This is a genomic window from Exiguobacterium indicum HHS 31 (genome assembly GCF_001939065.1).
In the GTDB taxonomy this organism is placed as follows: domain Bacteria; phylum Bacillota; class Bacilli; order Exiguobacteriales; family Exiguobacteriaceae; genus Exiguobacterium_A; species Exiguobacterium_A indicum.
This window is the reverse complement of record NZ_MPSZ01000011.1, coordinates 33,559-56,754: the sequence shown is the minus strand read 5'-3', so window position 1 is coordinate 56,754 and position 23,196 is coordinate 33,559. Positions and strand designations below refer to the sequence as shown.

Below are 23,196 nucleotides of genomic sequence, written 5' to 3'. Positions count from 1 at the left end.
CCTGATCGTCTGGTGACGATAGCCAAGTGGTCACACCCGTTCCCATGCCGAACACGGAAGTTAAGCACTTGAACGCCGAAAGTAGTTGGGGGCTTCCCCCTGTGAGGATAGGACGTTGCCAGGCACTTGACCGATCTGCAGATTGCAGGTCGGTCTTTTTGTGTTTTCTAAAAAGCCTTATCAGTTGCATTTCTTTTTTTAGATGATTACTATTAAATCAAACAATAGTCAAAGATGGTCAGAGAGGTGGTGCCAATGCAAAACATCACAGATATCATCGAAGCCTATTTAAAGCAAATTTTACACGACGAAAAGACGATTGAAATCAAACGTCAAGAAATTGCACAGCGTTTTGACTGTGTTCCATCACAAATCAACTACGTCATCAATACTCGTTTTACAGTCGAAAAGGGTTATTTTGTTGAAAGTAAACGGGGTGGCGGTGGATACATTCGAATTCAAAAAATCGTTGTGCTCGATAGTCACGATCTATTAGACGAAGTCAGTTCATGGATCGGTGATCATTTGACGGAACAAGCTGCAGAAGATTATTTGATTCGTTTGATGAACGAACAATTACTGACGCGGCGGGAAGCTATTTTGATTCAATCGCTGTTGCAAAAAGAGAGTTTGCCAATGGCGGTCGAAGATCAACACCGGATGCGTGCCCACTTGATGCGGACGCTTCTTCAAACCATGAAGCGACTCTAGTCGTCGGACATTGGAGGAATGCACGATGCGTTGTCAACGATGTGGCGAACGAGAAGCAATCGTCCGTGTCAAACTTCCACAAGAATCGGAAACCGATGAAAAATTCTTATGCTCGGTTTGTGTGCGGGAGTTAGCACGTGAATATCAAGGGACGGCGTGTCCGTCTTGCGGTATGACCCGTCAACAATTGCTTCATCTTCGTAAAGTCGGTTGCCCGACTTGTTATTCATTTTTTAAAGACGAAGTCGACGGTATGGTTCGTCAGTTCCAACACGGTCATACGCAACATTATGGCTCACGACCTGATGAGGAATCCGTTGAAAAACGATTGAACCAGCAGCTCAGTCGACTCAAAGAACAGCTCAACCGCAAAATCTTAGCAGAAGATTATGAAGAAGCAGAAGTCATAAAACAACAGATTGAGAGTGTCGAGGAGGATTTGCGTCATGTTTGAAGAGTTGCTCCAACACCCTTTAAGCGAATCGATGAATCAATCTTCTCCTTTTGACGACATCGTCGTTTCGACACGGATCCGATTGGCGCGTAATACGACACGTTACCCGTTCTCAACGATGTTGTCAGAAGCACAAGCCAATGCACTCATTGAAGAGACAGAACGCCAACTAAACGGGATGAAAGGGTTCCGGTTTGGTCGCGTCGATCAAGCAGATGTCCTGACGCGAACCGCTTTAGTAGAAAAGCATCTAATCAGTCCAGCGTTAGCGAGTCATCCGCGGACAGGACTCTTCATTAGTGAGGATGAGCAGATCAGTGTCATGGTAAACGAAGAGGATCATTTCCGAATCCAGACGTTATTACCGGGACTTCAACTTGAAGAAGCGTTTCGGATCGCAAAACAAGTCGATCGCTTGATCAGTGAACGATTTAAAATTGCTTTTGATGACACGCTCGGTTATTTAACGACGTGTCCGAGTAACGTCGGAACAGGTCTTCGTGCTTCCGTGATGTTGCACTTACCGGGACTGGTCCTGACGAATCAGATTCAAGGCTATATCAAACACTTACGACAGCTCGGATTCGCGATTCGTGGGCGTTACGGCGAGGGAAGCGATGCCTCTGGTCGCATGTTCCAACTTTCGAACCAACGGACGCTTGGGGCAAGTGAGGATATGCTGATCACGGACTATCAATTTGCCGTCGAAGCATTAATTGAAGCAGAACAGGCAGCACGAAAAGGATTATTGGAGATGTATCAAGAAGAACTAGAGGACAGACTATATCGTTCCTACGGTATCCTGACATCAGCTCGACTGATTACAGCGCGGGAAGCAACGGAACGACTATCGGATGTTCGCTTAGCAGACAGTCTGGGACTAGAGGTCAATCTTCCTCCAAATCTTTTTCATCAACTGCTCGTTTCATTACAAACAGGTTTTCTACAAAAGCATTTCGGGAAACAATTAACATCTAGAGAACGGGACATCGAACGGGCGAAACGAATCCGGACGATGTTAACCGAACAGACAAACAGGGATCACACACAAGGAGGTTTTGCATAATGATGTTTGGACGATTCACAGAACGTGCACAACGTGTATTGGCACTTGCTCAAGAAGAGGCAGTACGGTTGGGGCACCACAATATCGGAACAGAACACATTTTACTCGGACTTGTACGTGAAGGAGACGGAATCGCTGCGAAAGCCTTAACAGCACTCGGTCTCAGTTCAGATAAAATTCAGATGGAAGTCGAAGCATTAATCGGTCGCGGACAAGATGGTGCAACGACGATTCACTATACACCACGTGCGAAAAAAGTCATCGAGTTATCAATGGATGAGGCACGTAAACTAGGTCACTCTTACGTTGGAACAGAACACCTCTTGCTCGGATTGATTAGAGAAGGAGAGGGCGTTGCTGCTCGTGTCTTGAATAACTTGGGTATCAGTCTTTCAAAAGCCCGTCAGCAAGTACTCCAGTTGCTCGGGAACAGCGAAACGACAGCAAACGCGTCGCAAGCAGGTTCAGGTGTCGCAACACCAACACTTGATGGTCTTGCTCGTGATTTGACACAACAAGCGCGCGAAACACGTCTTGATCCAGTTATCGGTCGTGCGAAAGAAATTCAACGTGTCATCGAAGTCTTGAGCCGCCGGACGAAAAATAACCCGGTCTTGATCGGGGAACCAGGGGTCGGTAAAACGGCTGTCGTCGAAGGTCTCGCTCAACAAATCATCAACAATGAAGTACCGGAGACGTTACGCAATAAACGTGTTATGGTACTCGACATGGGGACACTTGTCGCTGGTACGAAATACCGTGGTGAATTCGAAGATCGTTTGAAAAAGGTCATGGATGAGATTCGTCAAGCGGGGAACATCATTCTCTTCATTGATGAGTTGCATACATTGATCGGAGCGGGTGGAGCAGAAGGTGCGATCGATGCATCGAACATCCTTAAACCATCGCTCGCACGAGGCGAACTCCAGTGTATCGGAGCAACGACTCTTGATGAGTACCGGAAATACATCGAAAAAGATGCGGCACTCGAACGTCGTTTCCAACCGATCCAAGTCGCAGAGCCAACAACGGATGAAGCAACACAAATCCTATTTGGTCTTCGCGATCGTTATGAAGCACACCACCGTGTGACGATCACAGACGAAGCGATTCAAGAAGCCGTCACCTTGTCGGATCGATACATTTCGGATCGTTTCCTTCCGGATAAAGCGATCGATTTGATTGATGAAGCAGCATCGAAAGTTCGGTTGCGTTCATACACAGCACCACCGAACTTAAAAGAAGTCGAAGCAAAACTCGAAGGCATCCGCAAGGACAAGGACGAAGCGGTCCAAAGCCAAGAGTTCGAAAAAGCAGCAAGCCTCCGCGATACGGAACAAAAATTACGCGATGAGCTTGAGCGTTTGAAAGAGGAATGGCAGAATAAACAAGGCAACGAAAAACTTGAAGTCACAAAAGATGACATCGCACAAGTCGTTGCCAACTGGACAGGTGTACCGGTCACGAAGATCGCGGAAGAAGAGACGGATCGTCTCCTTCGCCTCGAAGAAATCCTTCACGATCGTGTCATCGGACAAAATGAAGCCGTTAAATCAATTTCAAAAGCCATCCGTCGGGCACGTGCTGGACTGAAAGATCCAAAACGTCCGATTGGTTCGTTCATCTTCCTCGGTCCTACTGGGGTTGGTAAAACAGAACTCGCCCGTGCGGTTGCCGAAGCGATGTTCGGAGATGAGGATGCGATCATCCGGATCGACATGTCAGAGTACATGGAGAAACATGCAACGAGCCGTCTCGTCGGTTCACCTCCAGGATATGTCGGTTACGAAGAAGGCGGTCAATTAACGGAAAAAGTTCGCCGGAAACCATACTCAGTCATCTTACTTGATGAAATCGAGAAGGCGCACCCGGAAGTCTTCAACATTCTCTTGCAAGTACTTGATGATGGACGCTTAACAGACTCGAAAGGTCGGACGGTTGATTTCCGTAACACGATCATCGTCATGACATCGAACGTCGGTGCAAGTGCCCTTAAACGTAATAAATATGTCGGATTCGCTGTTTCTGAAGATACGGATCGCGAATACAAAGACATGAAAGATAAAGTCATGGAAGAACTCAAACGGGCGTTCCGTCCAGAGTTCTTGAACCGAATTGATGAAACGATCGTCTTCCACTCACTCGAGAAACAACACATCGAAGAGATTGTGAAGTTGATGGCGAAAACCCTTGAAAAACGTTTGGCTGAACAGGAAATTCATTTCGAATTGACACCAGCTGCCCTCTCGAAGATTGCCGATATCGGATACGATCCAGAGTACGGTGCACGTCCAATCCGTCGTGCCCTTCAACGGGAAGCGGAAGACCGGTTGTCAGAAGCATTGCTCGCAGGCGATATCCAAAAAGGAGAACGTGTTGCGCTTGATGTCGAAGAGAACGAATTCATCGTTCGCCGGAATCACGTGAGTTCTGCCGCAACGGAATAAGCACTGAGCACAGGGCCAGCTTTCGCACTTTCTGAGCGAAGCTGGTTCTTTTTTTGAAACAGAAAGGATGAATCGATTGGCTAAGTTAAAAACAAAATTCGTTTGTCAAAGCTGTGGGACCGAATCACCGAAATGGATGGGACGTTGTTCTGGATGCGGAGAATGGAACACGATGGTCGAAGAAGTCGTCGAAGAGAAAAAAGGGCGGCGCGGTGCCGCTTTCGTTCATACGACAACAAAACAATTGAAGCCAGAGCGCCTCGCGAACATCGTCTCGCAAGAAGAGAGTCGCGTCTTTACCGGAAGTGGTGAATTCGACCGTGTCCTCGGAGGCGGTATCGTTCCAGGTTCGATGGTGCTTGTTGGAGGAGATCCGGGGATCGGGAAGTCGACGATCTTACTGCAGACGAGCGCACGTCTTGCACAACGTGGCGAAAAAGTGCTCTACATCTCAGGAGAAGAATCGCTCAAACAAACGAAATTACGCGCGGAACGGCTTGGCTTACCGACACAGGATTTGTTCGTCCTGAGTGAGACGGATATGAACATGATTGAACGTGTCGTCGATGAAGAACAGCCACGTTTTTTAATCATCGACTCGATTCAAACCGTCTACATCGATGAAATCCAGTCTGCACCCGGGAGCGTGACACAGGTACGTGAATGTACGGCGATGCTGATGAAAATTGCGAAGAGTCGCGGTATTGCGATCTTCATCGTCGGTCACGTCACGAAACAGGGTTCGATTGCTGGACCACGTTTACTGGAGCACATGGTGGATGCTGTCTTGTATTTCGAAGGCGAACGTCACCATACGTTCCGGATTCTGCGTGCCGTCAAAAACCGATTTGGTTCAACGAATGAGATCGGAATTTTTGAGATGCGGGAGTCTGGTCTTGAAGAGGTCTTGAATCCGTCAGAAATTTTCCTCGAGGAGCGGACGTCCGGTGTATCCGGTTCAACGATTGTTGCTTCGATGGAAGGGACACGGACGGTCCTCGTCGAACTGCAAGCACTGATTTCACCGACGTCATTCGGGAATCCTAGACGGATGGCGACCGGAATCGATCAGAACAAGGTTGCCTTATTGATGGCGGTCCTTGAGAAACGATCGGGTCTTCTCCTTCAGACACAAGATGCGTACCTTAAGGCAGCCGGGGGTGTGAAGCTGGATGAACCCGCGATTGACTTGGCGGTTTGTGTTGCGATTGCTTCCAGTTTCCGTGACAAGCCGACGCGTCCGACGGATGTCGTGATTGGTGAAGTCGGATTGACAGGTGAGGTTCGTCGTGTATCGCGGATTGAACAACGTGTAGCAGAAGCAGCCAAACTCGGTTTCACACGGGCAATCATTCCGAAAAACAACTTAGGGGGTTGGACGTATCCGGACGGGATTACGGTCGTCGGTGTCGAGAGTGTGGACGAAGCATTACGTGAAACCATTCCGTTTTAAGCTGGAATGACGCAAAAAATGGGGGAACTGTAATGGATATGTAAACAGTTTCCCCTCCTTCCGGCGTAGGTAGTTCAAATCAGTACATGTTACAATGAACTTAAAATAAGCAAAGGAGGTGAGAAGATTGAAAATCGTCATTCGGGTATTTTTTGCATTACTCGGACTTGCCCTCGGGATCTTGTTGCTTCCTCAGTTCTTCCAATTAATTGAGACGGCAACGAATACGACATTCCCTGCATGGTTGATGAGCGAATACGTAACTGGAACGATTGGTGCACTCATATTCTTATTAATTGGATTATTCATTACGGATTCGGTAATTCGACTTCTCCGATTTTTAGAAGAACGACTCGTCAAAGCCCCAGTAGCAGATCTCTTTTTTGGAACATTTGGTTTGTTGATTGGGTTGGTACTTGCTTTCCTCGTCAGTACATTGATTGATTTGGTAGGTATTCCTGTCCTCAGTAACGTCTTAACGATCTTCGTGACCGCGTTATTCGGATATCTTGGCTTTACGGTCGGGTATCGTAAACGTCATGAATTGACGAAAATCTTCTTACGTAGTAACCAAAGTGAGAAAAAGGCGACGCCAGAAGTCGTCGTCCCAGTTAAATCAAACAGCAAGGTACTCGATACGAGCGTCATCATCGACGGACGAATTACGGATATCACGAAGACCGGTTTCGTCGAAGGAAAACTGATCGTCCCGCAATTCGTCATCGGTGAGTTGCAGTACATCGCCGATTCTTCAGATACGTTGAAACGAAACCGTGGACGTCGTGGACTCGATGTCTTAAAAGAGTTACAAGAGATTCCTGGAGTCGAAGTCGAAATTTATGATGGCGATTTCGAGGATGTACCGGAAGTCGATATTAAGCTGATCAAACTCGCGGAACTCGTCAAAGGGATCGTCGTCACGAACGACTATAACTTGAATAAAGTCTGTGAAGTCCGACATGTTCCTGTTCTTAACATCAATGACCTGGCGAATGCCGTCAAACAAGTCGTCATTCCAGGAGAAGAGATGACCGTTCTTGTCATCAAGGAAGGAAAAGAACAAAAACAGGGCATTGCCTATCTCGAAGATGGGACGATGGTCGTCGTCGAAGGCGGAAAACATCTGATTTCGAAAACGATTGGCGTTGTCGTCACAAGTGTCTTGCAGACATCAGCTGGACGAATGATTTTTGCGAAACCACAAGAAAAATGAGACACTATGCCTAGAGAGACATCGAGAGGCATTCGGATAGACCCCGTAACGGATTCGATTTCATGATCGAGTCCGTTTTCGGTGTGATGGAATGGATCACGATGATCAGTGAGAGAGAAAAGAGGGAATGGGATGTCTACAGCCACATATCGCGTCGTCATCCCCGCTGCCGGTGCCGGTAAGCGGATGGGCGCAGATCGTAATAAATTGATGCTTGAACTAAGAGACCGTCCAATCATCGCTTGGACACTGGATGTCTTCGAGGCAGATCCGGCATGTACGGAAATCGTCCTTGCGATCAATCCACTAGAACAAGAATGGTTTACAAGTATTATCGCGTCTTATAAGACATCGATTAGACTTGTCGCGGGTGGTGCCGAACGTCAGGAAAGTGTTCTCCGTGGTCTTGAGGCGTTAGAAGGCGAAGGGATCGTTCTGATCCATGATGGTGCCCGACCGTTCATTTCACAAGCAGCGATTCATGCGGTCGTCCAAGCGGCAGTCCTAGACAAAGCGGCGATTCTTGCCGTGCCGATTAAAGACACGGTCAAACGGATTGAAGCGAATCACATCAGCGAGACCGTCCCGCGGGAACACCTGATGGCAGCCCAGACACCACAAGCGTTTGATCTTGCGACGATTCGTACGGTTCACGAAAAAGCGGCAACGAAATACCTAGGAACCGATGATGCAAGTTTGATAGAATGGGACGGAGGAAAAGTAACGATCGTCCACGGTCACTACGAAAATATCAAGATGACGACACCGGACGATCTGTGGTTCGGTGAAGCGATTCTAATGAAACGAGGGAAATGACGATGATTCGAATTGGACAAGGTTTTGATGTACATGCCTTTGCAGAGGATCGGAAATTGATTTTAGGCGGCATCGAGATTCCGCACACGAAAGGATTGCTCGGTCACTCGGATGCAGACGTCTTGTTACATACGATTGCCGACGCGGCACTTGGTGCAATCGCAGCAGGAGATATCGGAAAACATTTTCCGGATACGGATCCGGAATTCAAGGATGCCGATTCAGCAAAATTGCTGCAGCATGTCTACGCGCTCGTTAAACAACAAGGGTATGAGCTTGGCAACCTAGATGCGACAGTCATCGCACAGGCACCAAAGCTCCGTCCGTACATCGACACGATGCGTGCGCGGATCGCGGAATTGCTCGAAGCGGACATTGAACAGATCAATGTCAAGGCAACGACGACGGAATGGTTAGGTTTTACGGGACGAGAAGAGGGAATCGCTTGTCAAGCAGTGATTCTACTGAAACGAATCGAAGAATAAGGTATACTAGATAAGCGAATTTTAGTCGAAGGAGTGATTGGCAATGGCAGAAGTACGAGTACGTTATGCCCCAAGTCCAACAGGACACTTGCATATCGGGAATGCCCGGACTGCATTATTTAACTATCTGTTTGCGCGCCACTTAGGCGGTAAGATGGTATTACGAATCGAGGATACGGACCAAAAGCGGAACATCGCAGGCGGTGTCGAGAGTCAAATGAAGAACCTCGAGTGGCTCGGTGTCGATTGGGACGAAGGTCCAGGTCGCGGTGGTGAGTACGGTCCTTATTCACAAATGGAGCGTCTCGATATCTACCAAAAGTACACGGACGAGTTACTTGAAAAAGGACTTGCTTACCGTTGCTACATGACATCGGAAGAGCTCGAAGCAGAACGCGAAGCACAAATCGCACGCGGAGAAGCACCACGTTATTCAGGAGCGCACCGTAACCTGACAGCAGAACAAGAAGAAGCGTTCCGCGCAGAAGGTCGCACGCCGTCGATTCGGATTCGTGTACCGGAAGATGTCACGTATACATGGAATGATATCGTTAAAGACGACGTCTCATTCGAATCAAAAGACTTCGGTGACTGGGTCATCGTCAAAAAAGATGGCATTCCGACGTACAACTTTGCCGTCGTCATCGACGATCATTTAATGGCGATCAGCCATGTTCTTCGTGGGGATGATCATATTTCGAACACACCGAAACAGATGATGATCTATGATGCGTTCGGTTGGGAATACCCGACGTTCGGTCACATGACATTGATCGTCAACGAATCACACAAGAAACTTTCGAAGCGTGATCACTCGATCATTCAGTATATCGAGCAGTATAAAGAGCTCGGTTATCTCCCGGAAGCATTGCTCAACTTCATCACGCTTCTCGGTTGGTCACCAGTCGGTGAACAAGAAATCTTCACGAAAGAAGAGTTCATCGAAATCTTTGACGCGGATCGTCTGTCGAAGAGTCCAGCTGTCTTTGACCAAAACAAATTGGCTTGGATCAACAGCCAGTACATGAAACATCAATCGTTCGAAGAAGTATTCGAAGCCAGTCTTCCGTTCTTACAAGAAGCAGGTCGCGTCGAAGCGTCACCTTCAGAAGAAGAGCTCGCTTGGGCACGTGATCTCGTTGCGTTATACCGCGAACAGATGACGCATGGCGCGGAAATCGTCAAGCTTTCAGAGATGTTCTTTGAGGACGAAGTGGTGTATGATGAAGAGGCAAACACTGTCTTGAGTGGCGAGACGGTTCCGACTGTACTTGCAGAATTCGCGAACCAGTTACGCGCTCTCGAAGAGTGGACACCAGAAGCAATTAAAGCATCGATCAAAGCGACGCAAAAAGCGACTGGTCAAAAAGGAAAGAATTTATTCATGCCAATTCGTGTCGCGACGACAGGACAGACGCATGGTCCAGAACTCCCGAACACGATTCAATTACTAGGAAAAGACCGTGTGCTTGCACGGCTTGAAGCAGAATAACGAAAGCGTAGACGAGGAAAGTAACGATGCGTCTTCTTCTCCAGAGACAAGCTCGAATGGTGCGAGGGCTTGAAGAAGCGAATCATGAAATGCCCCTCTGAGTGCTGCCCGAAATCCGTGAGAGTAGGCGCAGACGTATCTCCGGCGTTAACGGACGTCGAGAGGGACGAGTCAATCGTCCAAACAGAGTGGGACCGCGCTTCGTTAGCGTCTCTGTGCAGCAATGCATAGAGGCGCTTTTTCTTATGGAGAGGAGAACGTATATGACACGGATACGAGAAGATATCCGCAATGTGTTTGAGCAAGATCCAGCTGCCCGCAGCACGTTAGAAGTCATTTTGACATACCCGGGCTTACATGCGATTTGGATGCATCGCCTGGCCCATCGACTCTGGAACGCAAAGTTTCGCTTACTCGGTCGATTAATTTCGCAGTTCAGTCGCTTTTTGACAGGCATCGAGATTCATCCAGGAGCGACGATTGGACGCCGATTCTTTATTGACCACGGGATGGGTGTCGTCATTGGTGAGACGACGATCATTGGGGATGATGTCACGTTGTTTCAAGGCGTGACACTCGGCGGAACGGGGAAAGAAACAGGAAAGCGTCATCCGACGATTGAAGACGGCGTACTTGTCTCTGCCGGTGCCCGTGTCCTTGGTGATATCACGATTGGGGCATACTCAAAAATCGGTGCTAGTTCCGTCGTCTTAAAACACGTTCCTTCCAATGCGACTGTCGTAGGCATTCCGGGACGTGTCGTCATTCAAGACGGCATGAAGGTCGAAGCACCACTTGATCATCGTTTCCCGGATCCGGTCAGCGAATGCCAAGAGCGGATTGAAATGGAACTAGAAGTATTAAAACAAGAAATTGAACGGATTAAAGGAGGGCGACGTCATGATTCAACTGTACAACAGCATGACCGGAAAAAAGGAACCATTTAAACCATTAGAAGAAGGAAAGGTCAAGATGTATGTCTGTGGCCCGACGGTTTACAACTACATTCATATCGGGAACGCGCGTCCAGCCATCGTTTTCGATACGGTCCGTCGCTACTTCACATACCGCGGATACGAAGTTAAATATGTCTCGAACTTCACGGACGTCGATGATAAGATCATCCGGACAGCGAACGAACTCGGAGAAGACTATCATGCGTTGACGAAACGTTTCATCGAGGCGTATCACGCGGATACGGGCGCCTTGAATGTCCAAAAAGCGGATATCCATCCACTCGTCACGGAAACGATGGACGATATCATCGCCTTCATCGAAGTCCTCGTCGAAAAAGGCAATGCCTACGCATCAAGCGGGGATGTCTACTTCCGGACGCGTAGTTTCAAGGATTATGGTCAATTGAGCCAACAGTCGATCGATGAATTGCGCGCAGGCGCACGAATCGAAGTCGGAGAGAAAAAAGAAGATCCGCTTGATTTCGTGCTCTGGAAAGCAGCAAAACCAGGAGAGCCGGCATGGACAAGTCCATGGGGCGAAGGGCGACCAGGCTGGCACATCGAGTGCTCGGCGATGGCGAAGAAATATCTCGGGGAGACGATCGACATTCATGCTGGTGGACAAGACTTGAAATTCCCGCATCATGAGAATGAGATCGCCCAGTCTGAAGCATGCAACTCACAGAAATTCGCGAACTACTGGATGCATAACGGGTTCTTGAACATCGAAAACGAGAAGATGTCGAAGTCGCTCGGTAACTTCTTGACGGTCCATGAAGCGATCCAAGCGGTTGATCCGATGGTGTTACGTTTCTTCATGTTATCGGTTCAGTATCGTCACCCGATCAACTACAGTCGTGAACTGATCGATCAAGCAGCGAATGGTCTCGCACGGATTCGGGAATCGGTCGCAAACATCGAACACCGCCTTGACATGACGGCTGATCTCGGAACAGGTGACGAGAAGTGGTTGAATCGTCTAGCGGCGATCAAGGAACATTTCATCACATCGATGGATGATGATTTTAATACAGCGAACGCTGTGACGGATTTATTCGATCTCTCGAAAGAAGCCAACTTGTACCTTGGAGAAGCACATGTGTCGAAACAGGTGCTCGAACAGTTCCTCGCACTCTTCTCGGAATTATCAGATGTCCTCGGTGTCACGTTGACAGTCGACAAAGGCTTACTCGATGAAGAAGTCGAACAGTTGATCGAAGAGCGGAACACAGCCCGTCAAAATCGTGACTTCGCACGAGCGGACGCAATCCGCGATCAGCTGCGTGATCAAGGCATCTTGCTGGAAGACACAGCGCAAGGGATGCGGTGGAAGCGCGGATGAAGAACTACAAACAACTGAATGCACTCGCGTTAGCGTACATGGGCGATGTCGTCTATGAGATTCGTGTGCGGGAGCGATTGCTCGAACAAGGTTATGTGAAGCCGGGCGAGTTGCATAAAGCAGCTGTCCGGTACGTTCGGGCTCAAGCACAAGCGACGGTCGTGACGCACTGGTTGAACACGGATGCGCTGACGGAAGAAGAAGCAGCGGTCGTTCGGCGCGGAAAGAACGCGAAATCCGGTTCTGTCCCGAAGAGCACGGACGTCCACACGTATCGCTACGCGACAGCATTTGAAGCATTGCTCGGTTATATTTATCTTTCAGAAGGAGGGGATCGCCTTGAAGAACTCATCGGACAAGCGTTCGAACTACTCGAAGCCGAAAAAACAGACGAATCCTAAGGCTACCGGTGCGAAGCCGAAAACGAAGGCACAGCGCCCAGTACAAGAGAAACGAAAAGCCGCTCCAGTCAAGGAACAGCCCGTCGTGATCGAACCACTCGAAGAAGGACAAGATTTCTTGTCAGGTCGTAATCCGGTCCTAGAGGCATTGCGGAGTGGACGAGAGATGAACAAGCTGTTCTTGCAGGAAGGACAACAAAAAGGACCGCTTGCCGTCATCCATGCGATGGCGCAGGAAGCGGGCATTCAAATCCAGCTCGTCCCGCGTTCGCGGTTAACCGGTTTAGCTGGAACGGAAAATCACCAAGGTGTCGTCGCAGCGGTTGCTGCGTATGAGTACGCCGAGATGGAAGACATCTTCGAGCTTGCACGTCAAAAGGATGAAACACCACTCTTGATCATGCTTGATGAGCTCGAAGATCCACATAACCTCGGATCAATCTTGCGGACAGCAGATGCTGTCGGAGCACACGGAATCATCATTCCGAAGCGTCGCTCAGTCGGGTTGACGCAAGTCGTTGCGAAAGCATCAACAGGCGCGATTGAACATATCCCGGTCGTTCGCGTGACGAACCTCGCTCGGACGATGGAGGATCTAAAGAAACAAGGCATCTGGTTCGTGGGAACGGATGCACGTGAAAGTGACGACTACCGGACACTCGATGGGACGATGCCGCTCGGAATCGTCATTGGAAGTGAAGGAAAAGGAATGAGCCGGCTCGTCCGTGAGAAATGTGACTTCCTCGTCCACCTCCCGATGGCAGGACATGTCACGTCGCTCAACGCATCGGTGGCGGCTTCGCTATTATTATATGAAGTCTACCGGACTAGAAAGCCGTATGCGCGATGAAATATGATCGTCTCATCGTAGATGGCTACAATATCATTGGCGCATGGCCAGAATTTAGGACGTTGCGGGAGCAAGACTTTGAATTAGCACGGGAACGGTTGATTCATGCGATGGCGGAGTACCAAGCCGTCACAGGGATCAGCGTTACGATCGTCTTTGATGCCTATCTGCAACCGGGTCGTGAGTCTCGGATGCAAAAAAGTGGAATCGAGATCGTCTATACACGGGAGAACGAAACGGCAGATGAATGGATTGAAAAGACAGCTGCTGATTGGTTACAGGATATTCGGGTCAAGCTAACAGTAGCGACGAATGATTACACGGAGCAGTGGGTCATCTTCACGCTTGGCGCACTCCGTATATCGGCGCAGGAACTCCGGCGTGAATGGAAAGCGGCAGTTGCCGTCATCAAACAACAGACGACGTCCGCGAAGACAGCGGCTCAACCGCGCTCGAAGATTGATTTACCGGAAGACGTCCTCGCACGTCTCGAAGCGATTCGTCGCCGAAAGAATTCAGATACATGATATGAACCATTCGCATGAGCGATCCACCGTTCTCCTTTATTCGGAAGAACGGTGGTTTTTTATAGAAAAGATACATTTTGGATACAACAAAAGAGGTCATGCCAATTTTCATTGTCGTGCGACAGGTAATTATTGTATAATTAAAAACAATTGAACTATTCGTCAATGATGCTTGGAGGGATACAGGATGAGTTTGGTTTCGTTCGACCAGTTTGAGTGCATGACCGATGAAGCGCTTGTAGAACAAGCGAAAGAGTTCGATAACAGCGATGCGCTCGAATTTTTGATCGAGCGGTATCGAAATTTCGTACGCGCCAAAGCCCGTTCTTATTTTTTGATTGGGGCAGACCGAGAAGATATCATTCAAGAAGGAATGATTGGTCTCTATAAAGCGGTACGAGATTACCGAACGGATAAGCTCGCCTCGTTTAAAGGATTTGCCGAATTATGCATCACGCGACAGATGATCACTGCGATTAAGACAGCAACACGTCAGAAACATATCCCATTAAACTCGTACATCTCGCTCGATAAACCGATCTATGACGATGAATCAGAGCGGACGTTACTGGATATCATCACGTCGACAGCACCTTCTGATCCACAAATCTTGATCGTCAACCGGGAAGAATACGCAGACATCGAATCAAAGATGGAGGAGATTCTGAGTGATCTCGAACGAAAAGTCCTCGCGCTCTATCTTGACGGACGGACGTATCAGGAAATCTCCGACGACCTTGATCGTCATGTCAAATCGATCGATAATGCCTTGCAACGCGTCAAGCGGAAGCTTGAACGTTACCTCGAAGCACGAAAGATGACGGTCTAACAGAGAGGTAGATTGACCGTAATCCCTTCCTATGCTACTGTATAACTAGCGCCTTACTAGCGAGACGCCGCTCATAGGCGTTTTTTTTTACGCTCTTTTTTGGGAAGGAAAGTAACACAACAGAAGAGAAGAGTGGCAAAGAAGGAGGGCTTTGAGATGGCGAAGAAAGTAGGCCTTGCTTGTGATAATTGCGGTGCCCGCGACTATACGACGATGAAAAAAGAGGACGTCACTGTCCGCTTGGAATTTAAGAAATTCTGCCGTCGTTGTAACGCGCATACGATTCATAAAGAAGCGAAATAAGGCTTCATCTGTCCCGATTTATTACATCCTGGAGGGAAAGTACGATGAAATTTTTGCGTGACGTATGGAATGAATTGAAAAAGACGAGCTGGCCAAAACGGAAAGAGCTGACGAAATACACATTGACGGTCATCGGTATGGTGATCTTCATGGGTGTCTTCATCTTCGGCGTCGATTCAGGGCTTAGCGCATTGATGAGCTGGTTGATTAAGTAAAAAGAAGAGGTGGCCTACCATGGAGAAACAATGGTTTGTCGTCCAAACGTATTCCGGATTCGAAAACAACGTCAAGGCGAACCTTGAACGTCGGATTGAATCCATGAACATGGACGAAAAAATCTTCCGTGTACTCGTTCCGATTGAAACAGTACAAGAAGAAGTAACGAACAAAAAGGGAGAAACGAAAATCAAGGAACGTGAAGTCAAGATCTTCCCGGGGTATGTCCTCGTCGAGATGGTCATGACGGATGATTCTTGGTATGTCGTCCGGAATACTCCGAACGTCACGGGCTTCCTCGGATCAGTCGGCGGCGGTTCAAAACCGACACCACTCCTTCCGGAAGAAGCGGAAAACATCCTTGGATCAATGGGTCTCGTCGATCTGAAGAGCCGTTACGACTTCTCACTCGGACAAATCGTCCGAATCAAAGAAGGAGCTTTTGAAAATCTCGAAGGTACGATCGAGGAGCTTGATACAGATGCTGAGAAAATGAAAGTCTCTGTTGATATGTTCGGTCGCGAAACGAAGGTCGAGCTTGATTTCGCACAGGTCGATAAAATCGATTAAGTTTCCTATTGCGAATGTTTTGTTTTAATGATACAATTTTTCGTGTTTGATGTTGTGCTTATTTCGATAAATAACTCGTCGAATAGAATGAGTGGGAGGACGCGCAACGTCCAATTAAACCACATTAAAGAATTAAGGAGGTGTGTCTCGTGGCGAAGAAGGTTATGAAACTCGTAAAACTTCAAATTCCTGCGGGCAAAGCAAACCCAGCTCCACCAGTTGGACCGGCACTCGGTCAAGCAGGTGTGAACATCATGGGCTTCTGTAAAGAGTTCAACGCTCGTACACAAGACCAAGCCGGCTTGATTATCCCTGTAGTCATCACGGTTTTTGAAGATCGTTCATTCACATTCATCACTAAAACTCCTCCAGCAGCAGTTCTCTTGAAGAAAGCAGCTGGAATCGAGAGTGGTTCAGGTGAACCGAACCGTAAGAAAGTAGCGACTGTCAAACGTGACAAAGTTCGTGAAATCGCTGAAACAAAAATGCCAGACCTTAACGCATCATCTGTTGAAACAGCAATGTTGATGGTTGAAGGTACTGCACGTTCTATGGGTATCGTAATCGAAGACTAATGTCTTTTTGATTACCATGAACAACGATGAGGGTCGCAGGCGGATAGTTTCTTGAAGCCTGCTACCCTTTCATTATGTGGGAGGATTTTCCGCACAACCACAAAGGAGGAACCTAAAATGGGTAAGAAGTACAAAGAAGCTGCTAAGCTTATCGATCGTACGGTTTCATACGAACTCGCAGAAGCTGTAGATTTGACTAAAAAATCTGCAACTGCGAAATTCGATGAGACTATCGAATTGGCTGTTCGTCTCGGAGTAGACCCGAAGAAAGCAGACCAACAAATCCGTGGAGCAGTCGTATTGCCACACGGTACTGGTAAAACACAAAAAGTTCTCGTCTTCGCGAAAGGTGAGAAATTAAAAGAAGCGGAAGCTGCTGGAGCAGATTACGCTGGTGATGCTGAGTACATCAACAAAATCCAACAAGGATGGTTCGACTTCGACGTTATCGTCGCGACACCAGACATGATGGGTGAAGTTGGTAAACTTGGTCGCGTTCTCGGACCAAAAGGCCTCATGCCAAACCCGAAAACAGGTACAGTTACATTTGACGTCACAAAAGCAATCAACGATATCAAAGCTGGTAAAGTTGAGTACCGTGTCGACAAATCAGGTAACATCCACGTTCCTGTCGGTAAAAAATCATTCGATAACGAGAAACTCGTTGAGAACATCAACACAGTTATCGAAACTCTCGTAAAAGTTAAGCCTGCTACTGCTAAAGGTGTATACCTTAAGAACATCGCGATCGCTTCTACAATGGGTCCTGGTGTAAAAGTATCTTCAGCTGACTTCGCGAAATAATTTCGTCTAAAACGAACTTGACAACGTTCTAAGAACGCTGTTACAGTATAAAACGTTGATATATTTCGACATACCGTAGACAGAAGGTGCTCACATGGGCATAAATCCTTCCGAGGTGTTCTTGCTCAGAGAGCCTGTTTGTTCAGGTATCCTTTTTGACGATTACGCCTCCTCTGCTCTGCAGACGGAGGCTTTTTATTTGAAATCGAGCAGCCCCTCGCACCGGTACATTTCATCTACCAGGAGGTGCAACAGAAATGGCAAACGAAAAAGTTATCGCTGTCAAAGCGGATCTCGTATCTGAGATCGCTGAGAAACTCCAAGCGAGCGCAGGAACAGTTGTCGTCGACTACCGTGGTCTCACAGTAGAAGAAGTCACTGAACTTCGTAAACAACTCCGCGAAGCGGGCGTTGAATTCAAAGTTTACAAAAACGGTCTCCTCCGCCGCGCGGCAGTTCAAAGCAACCTCGAAGGTCTTGATGAAGTCTTCACAGGTCCTAGTGCGATCGCCTTCAGCAATGAAGACGTTATCGCGCCAGCTAAGATCTTGAACGACTTCGCTAAAACGCACAAGGCTCTCGAACTTAAAGGTGGTATCATCGAAGGCAAAGTCACTTCAGTAGAAGATGTCAAAGCCCTTGCGGAACTTCCATCACGCGAAGGTCTCCTTTCGATGCTCCTCAGCGTGCTTCAAGCGCCAATCCGTGGACTCGCGGTGGCAACGAACGCAATCGCAGAGCAAAAAGAAGAACAATCTGCTTAATTTCTGCTTAGCGGGATAGGCAACCAACACAATTTTCACACCCCAACGTGGGCTAAATCAAAGGAGGAAAACCATAATGGCTTTCAACAAAGAGCAATTTATCGAAGACCTCAAGGGCATGACTGTTCTTGAACTTAACGAACTCGTAAAAACAATCGAAGAAGAATTCGGCGTATCAGCAGCAGCTCCAGTAGCAGTTGCAGGTGCTGGCGCAGGCGCAGCAGCTGAAGAGCAAACTGAATTCGACGTTATCCTTACTAACGCTGGATCTGGTAAAATCAACGTCATCAAAGCAGTTCGCGAATTGACTGGTCTCGGTCTTAAAGAAGCGAAAGCTCTCGTAGACGGAACTCCAGCACCAGTTAAAGAAGGCGTTTCGAAAGAAGACGCTGAAGCAATGAAAGCTAAGCTTGAAGAAGCTGGCGCTACTGTAGAAGTTAAGTAATTTTCTTCTTCCGTAGAAACAAAAGAAGCTCGCATTGCGAGCTTCTTTTGTTTTCATCTTTTACATGAGAGGGGAAGGAAACATGGCGGATCATTATTATACGAATGACCCTTCATCGAAACGAGATCCGAAGACGTGGGAATATGTTCTGCGTGGTCAGACGCTCCGCTTTACATCGGACCATGGTGTCTTTTCGAAGAACGGAATCGATTTTGGTTCCCGTCTGTTGATCGAGGCATTCACGGAACCGGCTGTAGCGGGAGACATCTTGGATGTCGGTTGCGGATACGGACCGATGGGCATCGCACTTTCGAAGTCGACGGGTCGTCCGGCACACTTGATCGATGTCAATGAACGGGCGCTCGAACTAGCGGCAGACAATGCGCGCGCGAACGGTGTTTCCGTGACGACCGGTGTGAGTGACGGGTATGATGGGGTAGGCGAATCGACATTCGCAGCGATCGTGACGAATCCACCGATTCGGGCAGGAAAAACGGTCGTTCATCGTATTCTCCGGGAAGCATATGATCACCTTGTCGTCGGCGGCGAGCTTTGGGTCGTCATTCAAAAGAAACAAGGTGGACCATCAGCGAAGAAATTGATGGAAGACGTATTCGGTATGTGTGAGACAGTTACCCGCGATAAAGGGTACTCAATATTTAAATCAATTCGGTCTTGACAAATCGAAGGATTTGTCGTTGACCGCATGTTGTGTCTATGATAGTATTATAAAATGCCATTGGAGTGATTTTTGGATAAGATGTTTGAAAGCAGCTGGCGTTCTCGACTACAGATGATTGAGTAGACAAGACGTCGCTTTTTTGCGCTTATCAATCAAAAAATGGCTTCAATGTTCGATATTACACCCGTCCTTCTCTATAAGAAGAAGTGGGTCTGAGAGGTGAATCAGTTGACTGGTCAACTTGTTCAGTACGGTCGTCACCGTCAGAGAAGAAGCTATGCACGTATCAGCGAAGTATTGGAACTTCCAAACTTAATCGAGATTCAAACGAATTCGTATGAGTGGTTCCTGCGGGAAGGTCTTCGTGAGATGTTTCATGACATTTCGCCGATTTCCGATTTCACAGGGAATCTCGTATTAGAATTCATCGACTACTCGCTCGGAGAGCCGAAGTATTCGATCGATGAATCGAAAGAGCGCGACGTGACCTATTCGGCACCACTACGCGTTAAAGTCCGTCTTCAAAATAAAGAGACGGGTGAATTGAAAGAACAAGAAGTCTTCATGGGTGACTTCCCGCTTATGACGGAGTCGGGAACATTCATCATCAATGGAGCGGAGCGCGTAATCGTTTCGCAGCTTGTTCGTTCGCCAAGTGTTTATTACAACAATAAGTTAGATAAGAACGGTAAGCGTGGATTCTCCGCGACAGTCATCCCAAACCGTGGTGCATGGCTCGAGCTCGAGACAGACGCGAAAGACATCGTTTATGTTCGCATTGATCGCACGCGTAAGATTCCAGTAACGGTTCTTTTACGTGCTCTTGGTTTCGGTACGGATCAGGAAATCATCGATCTTCTCGGTGATGATGAGTACCTCCGGAATTCACTTGAAAAAGATAATACGGAATCAACGGAAAAAGCCCTCATCGAGATTTATGAGCGTCTACGTCCGGGAGAGCCGCCGACAGTCGAAAACGCAAAAGCGTTGCTCGTGTCGCGCTTCTTTGACCCGAAACGTTATGATTTGGCAAACGTTGGTCGTTATAAAATCAATAAAAAGCTTCATCTTAAGAACCGTCTCTTCGGTCAAAAACTTGCGGAAACGCTTGTTGATCCTGAGACAGGTGAAGTCATCGCGGAAGCAGGAACGGTCCTTGATCGTCGTATGCTCGATAAAGTCCTTCCATTCCTTGAAGGATCCGTTGGTTACATCGAAGCGACGCCTACAGGCGGCGTGACGCAGGGTGAGGCTTTCAACTTACAGTCAATCAAGGTGTTCGCACCGGACGATGCTGAAGGTGAACGCATCATCAATATCATCGGTAACGGTAACATCGATCGTGACATCAAGCACATCACGCCTGCTGACATGATTGCTGCCATCAACTACTTCTTCAACTTGTTGCATGAAGTCGGTACGACAGACGATATCGACCACCTTGGTAACCGTCGTCTTCGTTCAGTCGGTGAGCTGCTCCAGAACCAATTCCGGATCGGTCTCTCACGGATGGAACGTGTCGTTAAGGAACGGATGTCGATTCAGGATCAGAATGCGATCACGCCACAGGCATTGATCAACATTCGTCCAGTTATCGCATCGATTAAAGAGTTCTTCGGTAGCTCGCAGTTGTCTCAGTTCATGGATCAAACGAACCCGCTTGCGGAATTGACGCACAAACGTCGTCTTTCAGCACTCGGACCTGGTGGTTTGACACGTGAGCGCGCTGGTTTCGAAGTTCGTGACGTACACTACTCGCACTATTCCCGTATGTGTCCGATCGAAACGCCAGAGGGACCAAACATCGGTTTGATCAACTCGTTGTCTTCATACGCGAAGGTCAATGAGTACGGCTTCATCGAAGCGCCATATCGTCGTGTCGATCCAGAAACGGGCGTCGTCACGGATGAAATCCACTACATGACTGCTGACGAAGAGGATCTCTACGTCGTCGCACAGGCAAACATGTTGTTGACGGAAGAGAAGACGTTCCAAGATTCACACGTCCTTTCACGTTTCCGTGGACAAAACTTGTCTGTCGAACCAGCACGTGTCGATTACATGGACGTTTCGCCGAAGCAGGTTGTATCTGCCGCAACGGCTTGTATCCCGTTCCTTGAGAACGATGACTCGAACCGTGCCCTCATGGGAGCGAACATGCAACGTCAGGCCGTCCCACTTCTGAACCCGGAATCTCCGATTGTCGGTACAGGAATGGAGTACGTGTCTGCGAAAGACTCAGGAGCCGCTGTCGTTGCGAAGCACGCAGGGATCGCTGAGCGTGTCACGGCGCGTGAAATCCTTGTCCGTCGTACGACGGAAGTCGATGGCAACATCGTTGAAGGTGAACTCGACCGTTACAAGATTCAAAAATTCATCCGTTCTAACCAAGGAACGTGTTATAACCAAAAACCAATCATCAAAGCAGGCGACCCAGTCGATAAAGGCGAGATCCTTGCAGATGGTCCATCGATGGACGGTGGGGAACTTGCGCTTGGTCGCAACGTACTCGTCGGTTTCATGACATGGGATGGTTACAACTATGAGGATGCTGTCATCATGAGTGAGCGTCTTGTCAAAGATGACGTCTACACATCGATCCACATCGAAGAATACGAATGTGAGTCGCGTGATACGAAACTCGGACCGGAAGAAATCACACGTGATATTCCGAACGTCGGTGATGATGCCTTGAAAAACCTCGACGATCGCGGAATCATCCGCGTCGGTGCGGAAGTCAAGGACGGCGATATCCTCGTCGGTAAAGTTACGCCGAAGGGTGTAACGGAATTGACAGCGGAAGAACGTCTTCTTCATGCAATCTTCGGTGAAAAAGCACGTGAAGTCCGTGATACATCTCTCCGTGTACCACACGGTGGTGATGGAATCATCCTCGACGTCAAAATCTTCGATCGCGATAATGGGGACGAGCTCTCACCTGGTGTCAACCAGTTGATCCGTGCTTATATCGTTCAGAAGCGTAAGATTCACGAGGGTGACAAAATGGCGGGTCGTCACGGTAACAAAGGTGTTATCTCGCGTATCCTTCCAGAAGAAGACATGCCGTACATGCCAGACGGTACGCCAATTGACATCATGTTGAACCCACTTGGGGTTCCATCACGGATGAACATCGGGCAGTTGCTCGAGCTTCACCTCGGGATGGCAGCACGTCAACTCGGCATCAAAGTCGCATCACCGGTATTCGATGGTGCGCGTGAGGAAGATGTTTGGGCAACGATTGAAGAAGCAGGTATGGATCGCGACGCGAAGACTGTCCTTTATGATGGTCGTTCGGGTGAAGCGTTCGACAACCGCATCTCTGTCGGTGTCATGTATATGATTAAACTTGCTCACATGGTCGATGATAAACTTCACGCACGTTCGACAGGACCATACTCACTCGTCACACAACAACCGCTCGGTGGTAAAGCCCAGTTCGGTGGTCAGCGTTTCGGTGAGATGGAAGTATGGGCACTTGAAGCATACGGCGCAGCCTACACGCTCCAAGAGATCCTTACAATCAAGTCGGATGACACGATCGGTCGTGTTAAAGCGTACGAAGCAATCGTTAAAGGTGAGAATGTACCACAACCGGGCGTACCGGAATCGTTCCGAGTCCTCATTAAAGAGCTTCAATCCCTTGGTATGGACGTCAAGATGATGTCTGCTGATGATGAAGAAATCGAAATGCGCGACGAAGACGAGGACAATATCCCGAACGCGACTCCAGCACTCGAAGAAGTTCAAGCGCCTGTCGCACCAGTTGTTACTGAAGAGGAATAAGCGAAAGGG

Annotated in this window: 24 protein-coding genes, 1 rRNA gene and 2 other annotated features; all 25 genes read left to right on the top strand. The window is 48.3% G+C overall.

The window, feature by feature from the left end; translation table 11 throughout:
* The first annotated feature begins 8 nt into the window (after positions 1-8).
* The 25 genes from rrf (at position 9) to rpoB (ending at position 23,187) form a co-directional block, all read left to right on the top strand.
* Positions 9-124: ribosomal RNA gene (gene rrf / locus N179_RS15625) — 5S ribosomal RNA — on the top strand.
* Positions 125-255: 131 nt separating this feature from the next.
* On the top strand, positions 256-711 hold the full coding sequence (locus N179_RS15620) for a CtsR family transcriptional regulator (protein WP_023466578.1): 456 nt from the start codon (positions 256-258) through the stop codon (positions 709-711).
* A 25-nt stretch (positions 712-736) separates the two neighbouring features.
* Positions 737-1,165 (top strand): hypothetical protein, encoded by a 429-nt coding sequence (locus N179_RS15615; protein ID WP_023466580.1) that lies wholly within the window; start codon positions 737-739, stop codon positions 1,163-1,165.
* On the top strand, positions 1,158-2,231 hold the full coding sequence (locus tag N179_RS15610) for an ATP--guanido phosphotransferase (protein WP_023466586.1): 1,074 nt from the start codon (positions 1,158-1,160) through the stop codon (positions 2,229-2,231). Before N179_RS15615 ends, N179_RS15610 begins: the two co-directional genes overlap by 8 nt.
* Complete coding sequence (clpC, locus tag N179_RS15605; protein WP_023466588.1) at positions 2,231-4,678, top strand: ATP-dependent protease ATP-binding subunit ClpC; 2,448 nt, start codon at positions 2,231-2,233, stop codon at positions 4,676-4,678. Before N179_RS15610 ends, clpC begins: the two co-directional genes overlap by 1 nt.
* A gap of 76 nt (positions 4,679-4,754) precedes the next feature.
* Entirely contained in the window at positions 4,755-6,131 is a 1,377-nt protein-coding gene (radA, locus tag N179_RS15600; RefSeq protein ID WP_029343076.1) for a DNA repair protein RadA, read from the top strand.
* Positions 6,132-6,258: 127 nt separating this feature from the next.
* Complete coding sequence (locus N179_RS15595) at positions 6,259-7,344, top strand: PIN/TRAM domain-containing protein (RefSeq protein ID WP_023466590.1); 1,086 nt, start codon at positions 6,259-6,261, stop codon at positions 7,342-7,344.
* A 132-nt stretch (positions 7,345-7,476) separates the two neighbouring features.
* Positions 7,477-8,160 (top strand): 2-C-methyl-D-erythritol 4-phosphate cytidylyltransferase, encoded by a 684-nt coding sequence (gene ispD, locus N179_RS15590; RefSeq protein WP_023466592.1) that lies wholly within the window; start codon positions 7,477-7,479, stop codon positions 8,158-8,160.
* 2 nt (positions 8,161-8,162) lie between these two features.
* The gene (gene ispF, locus N179_RS15585) at positions 8,163-8,645 is read left to right on the top strand and encodes a 2-C-methyl-D-erythritol 2,4-cyclodiphosphate synthase (protein ID WP_029343079.1); all 483 of its coding nucleotides are present in this window, start codon (positions 8,163-8,165) and stop codon (positions 8,643-8,645) included.
* Between the two features lie 43 nt (positions 8,646-8,688).
* The gene (gltX, locus tag N179_RS15580) at positions 8,689-10,137 is read left to right on the top strand and encodes a glutamate--tRNA ligase (RefSeq protein ID WP_023466595.1); all 1,449 of its coding nucleotides are present in this window, start codon (positions 8,689-8,691) and stop codon (positions 10,135-10,137) included.
* Positions 10,137-10,355 (top strand) — a binding site (T-box leader). It overlaps the preceding gene by 1 nt.
* A 9-nt stretch (positions 10,356-10,364) precedes the next feature.
* Complete coding sequence (cysE, locus tag N179_RS15575; protein ID WP_276327341.1) at positions 10,365-11,084, top strand: serine O-acetyltransferase; 720 nt, start codon at positions 10,365-10,367, stop codon at positions 11,082-11,084.
* Positions 11,038-12,435, top strand: a complete 1,398-nt coding sequence (gene cysS, locus N179_RS15570; RefSeq protein WP_055966755.1) for a cysteine--tRNA ligase — start codon at positions 11,038-11,040, stop codon at positions 12,433-12,435. The genes cysE and cysS overlap by 47 nt, the downstream gene beginning before the upstream one ends.
* Positions 12,432-12,836 (top strand): Mini-ribonuclease 3, encoded by a 405-nt coding sequence (locus tag N179_RS15565; protein WP_023466600.1) that lies wholly within the window; start codon positions 12,432-12,434, stop codon positions 12,834-12,836. The genes cysS and N179_RS15565 overlap by 4 nt, the downstream gene beginning before the upstream one ends.
* 85 nt (positions 12,837-12,921) lie before the next feature.
* Positions 12,922-13,686 (top strand): 23S rRNA (guanosine(2251)-2'-O)-methyltransferase RlmB, encoded by a 765-nt coding sequence (gene rlmB, locus N179_RS15560; RefSeq protein ID WP_035399377.1) that lies wholly within the window; start codon positions 12,922-12,924, stop codon positions 13,684-13,686.
* Positions 13,683-14,213 carry an NYN domain-containing protein gene (locus N179_RS15555; protein WP_035399363.1) on the top strand — a complete coding sequence of 177 codons (531 nt, stop codon included), beginning with the start codon at positions 13,683-13,685 and terminating at the stop codon, positions 14,211-14,213. The genes rlmB and N179_RS15555 overlap by 4 nt, the downstream gene beginning before the upstream one ends.
* Before the next feature lie 187 nt (positions 14,214-14,400).
* Positions 14,401-15,042: an RNA polymerase sporulation sigma factor SigH gene (sigH, locus tag N179_RS15550; RefSeq protein WP_023469884.1), complete on the top strand. Its 642-nt coding sequence runs from the start codon at positions 14,401-14,403 to the stop codon at positions 15,040-15,042.
* 156 nt (positions 15,043-15,198) lie between these two features.
* Positions 15,199-15,345: a 50S ribosomal protein L33 gene (gene rpmG, locus N179_RS15545; RefSeq protein ID WP_058713996.1), complete on the top strand. Its 147-nt coding sequence runs from the start codon at positions 15,199-15,201 to the stop codon at positions 15,343-15,345.
* Between the two features lie 44 nt (positions 15,346-15,389).
* The gene (gene secE / locus N179_RS15540) at positions 15,390-15,560 is read left to right on the top strand and encodes a preprotein translocase subunit SecE (RefSeq protein WP_023466605.1); all 171 of its coding nucleotides are present in this window, start codon (positions 15,390-15,392) and stop codon (positions 15,558-15,560) included.
* 19 nt (positions 15,561-15,579) lie between these two features.
* Entirely contained in the window at positions 15,580-16,131 is a 552-nt protein-coding gene (gene nusG / locus N179_RS15535; protein ID WP_023466607.1) for a transcription termination/antitermination protein NusG, read from the top strand.
* Between the two features lie 149 nt (positions 16,132-16,280).
* The gene (gene rplK / locus N179_RS15530) at positions 16,281-16,706 is read left to right on the top strand and encodes a 50S ribosomal protein L11 (protein WP_023466609.1); all 426 of its coding nucleotides are present in this window, start codon (positions 16,281-16,283) and stop codon (positions 16,704-16,706) included.
* A gap of 117 nt (positions 16,707-16,823) precedes the next feature.
* Positions 16,824-17,510 (top strand): 50S ribosomal protein L1, encoded by a 687-nt coding sequence (gene rplA, locus N179_RS15525; RefSeq protein ID WP_023466610.1) that lies wholly within the window; start codon positions 16,824-16,826, stop codon positions 17,508-17,510.
* Between the two features lie 55 nt (positions 17,511-17,565).
* Positions 17,566-17,717: a sequence feature (ribosomal protein L10 leader region), on the top strand.
* Positions 17,718-17,767: 50 nt separating this feature from the next.
* Positions 17,768-18,274, top strand: a complete 507-nt coding sequence (gene rplJ / locus N179_RS15520; protein WP_023466611.1) for a 50S ribosomal protein L10 — start codon at positions 17,768-17,770, stop codon at positions 18,272-18,274.
* A 76-nt stretch (positions 18,275-18,350) separates the two neighbouring features.
* A complete protein-coding gene (gene rplL, locus N179_RS15515) occupies positions 18,351-18,719 on the top strand; it encodes a 50S ribosomal protein L7/L12 (RefSeq protein WP_023466613.1) in 369 nt (122 codons plus the stop codon).
* A gap of 82 nt (positions 18,720-18,801) precedes the next feature.
* The gene (locus N179_RS15510) at positions 18,802-19,398 is read left to right on the top strand and encodes a class I SAM-dependent methyltransferase (RefSeq protein WP_023466614.1); all 597 of its coding nucleotides are present in this window, start codon (positions 18,802-18,804) and stop codon (positions 19,396-19,398) included.
* Between the two features lie 231 nt (positions 19,399-19,629).
* Entirely contained in the window at positions 19,630-23,187 is a 3,558-nt protein-coding gene (rpoB, locus tag N179_RS15505) for a DNA-directed RNA polymerase subunit beta (RefSeq protein ID WP_035399374.1), read from the top strand.
* Positions 23,188-23,196 lie beyond the last annotated feature (9 nt).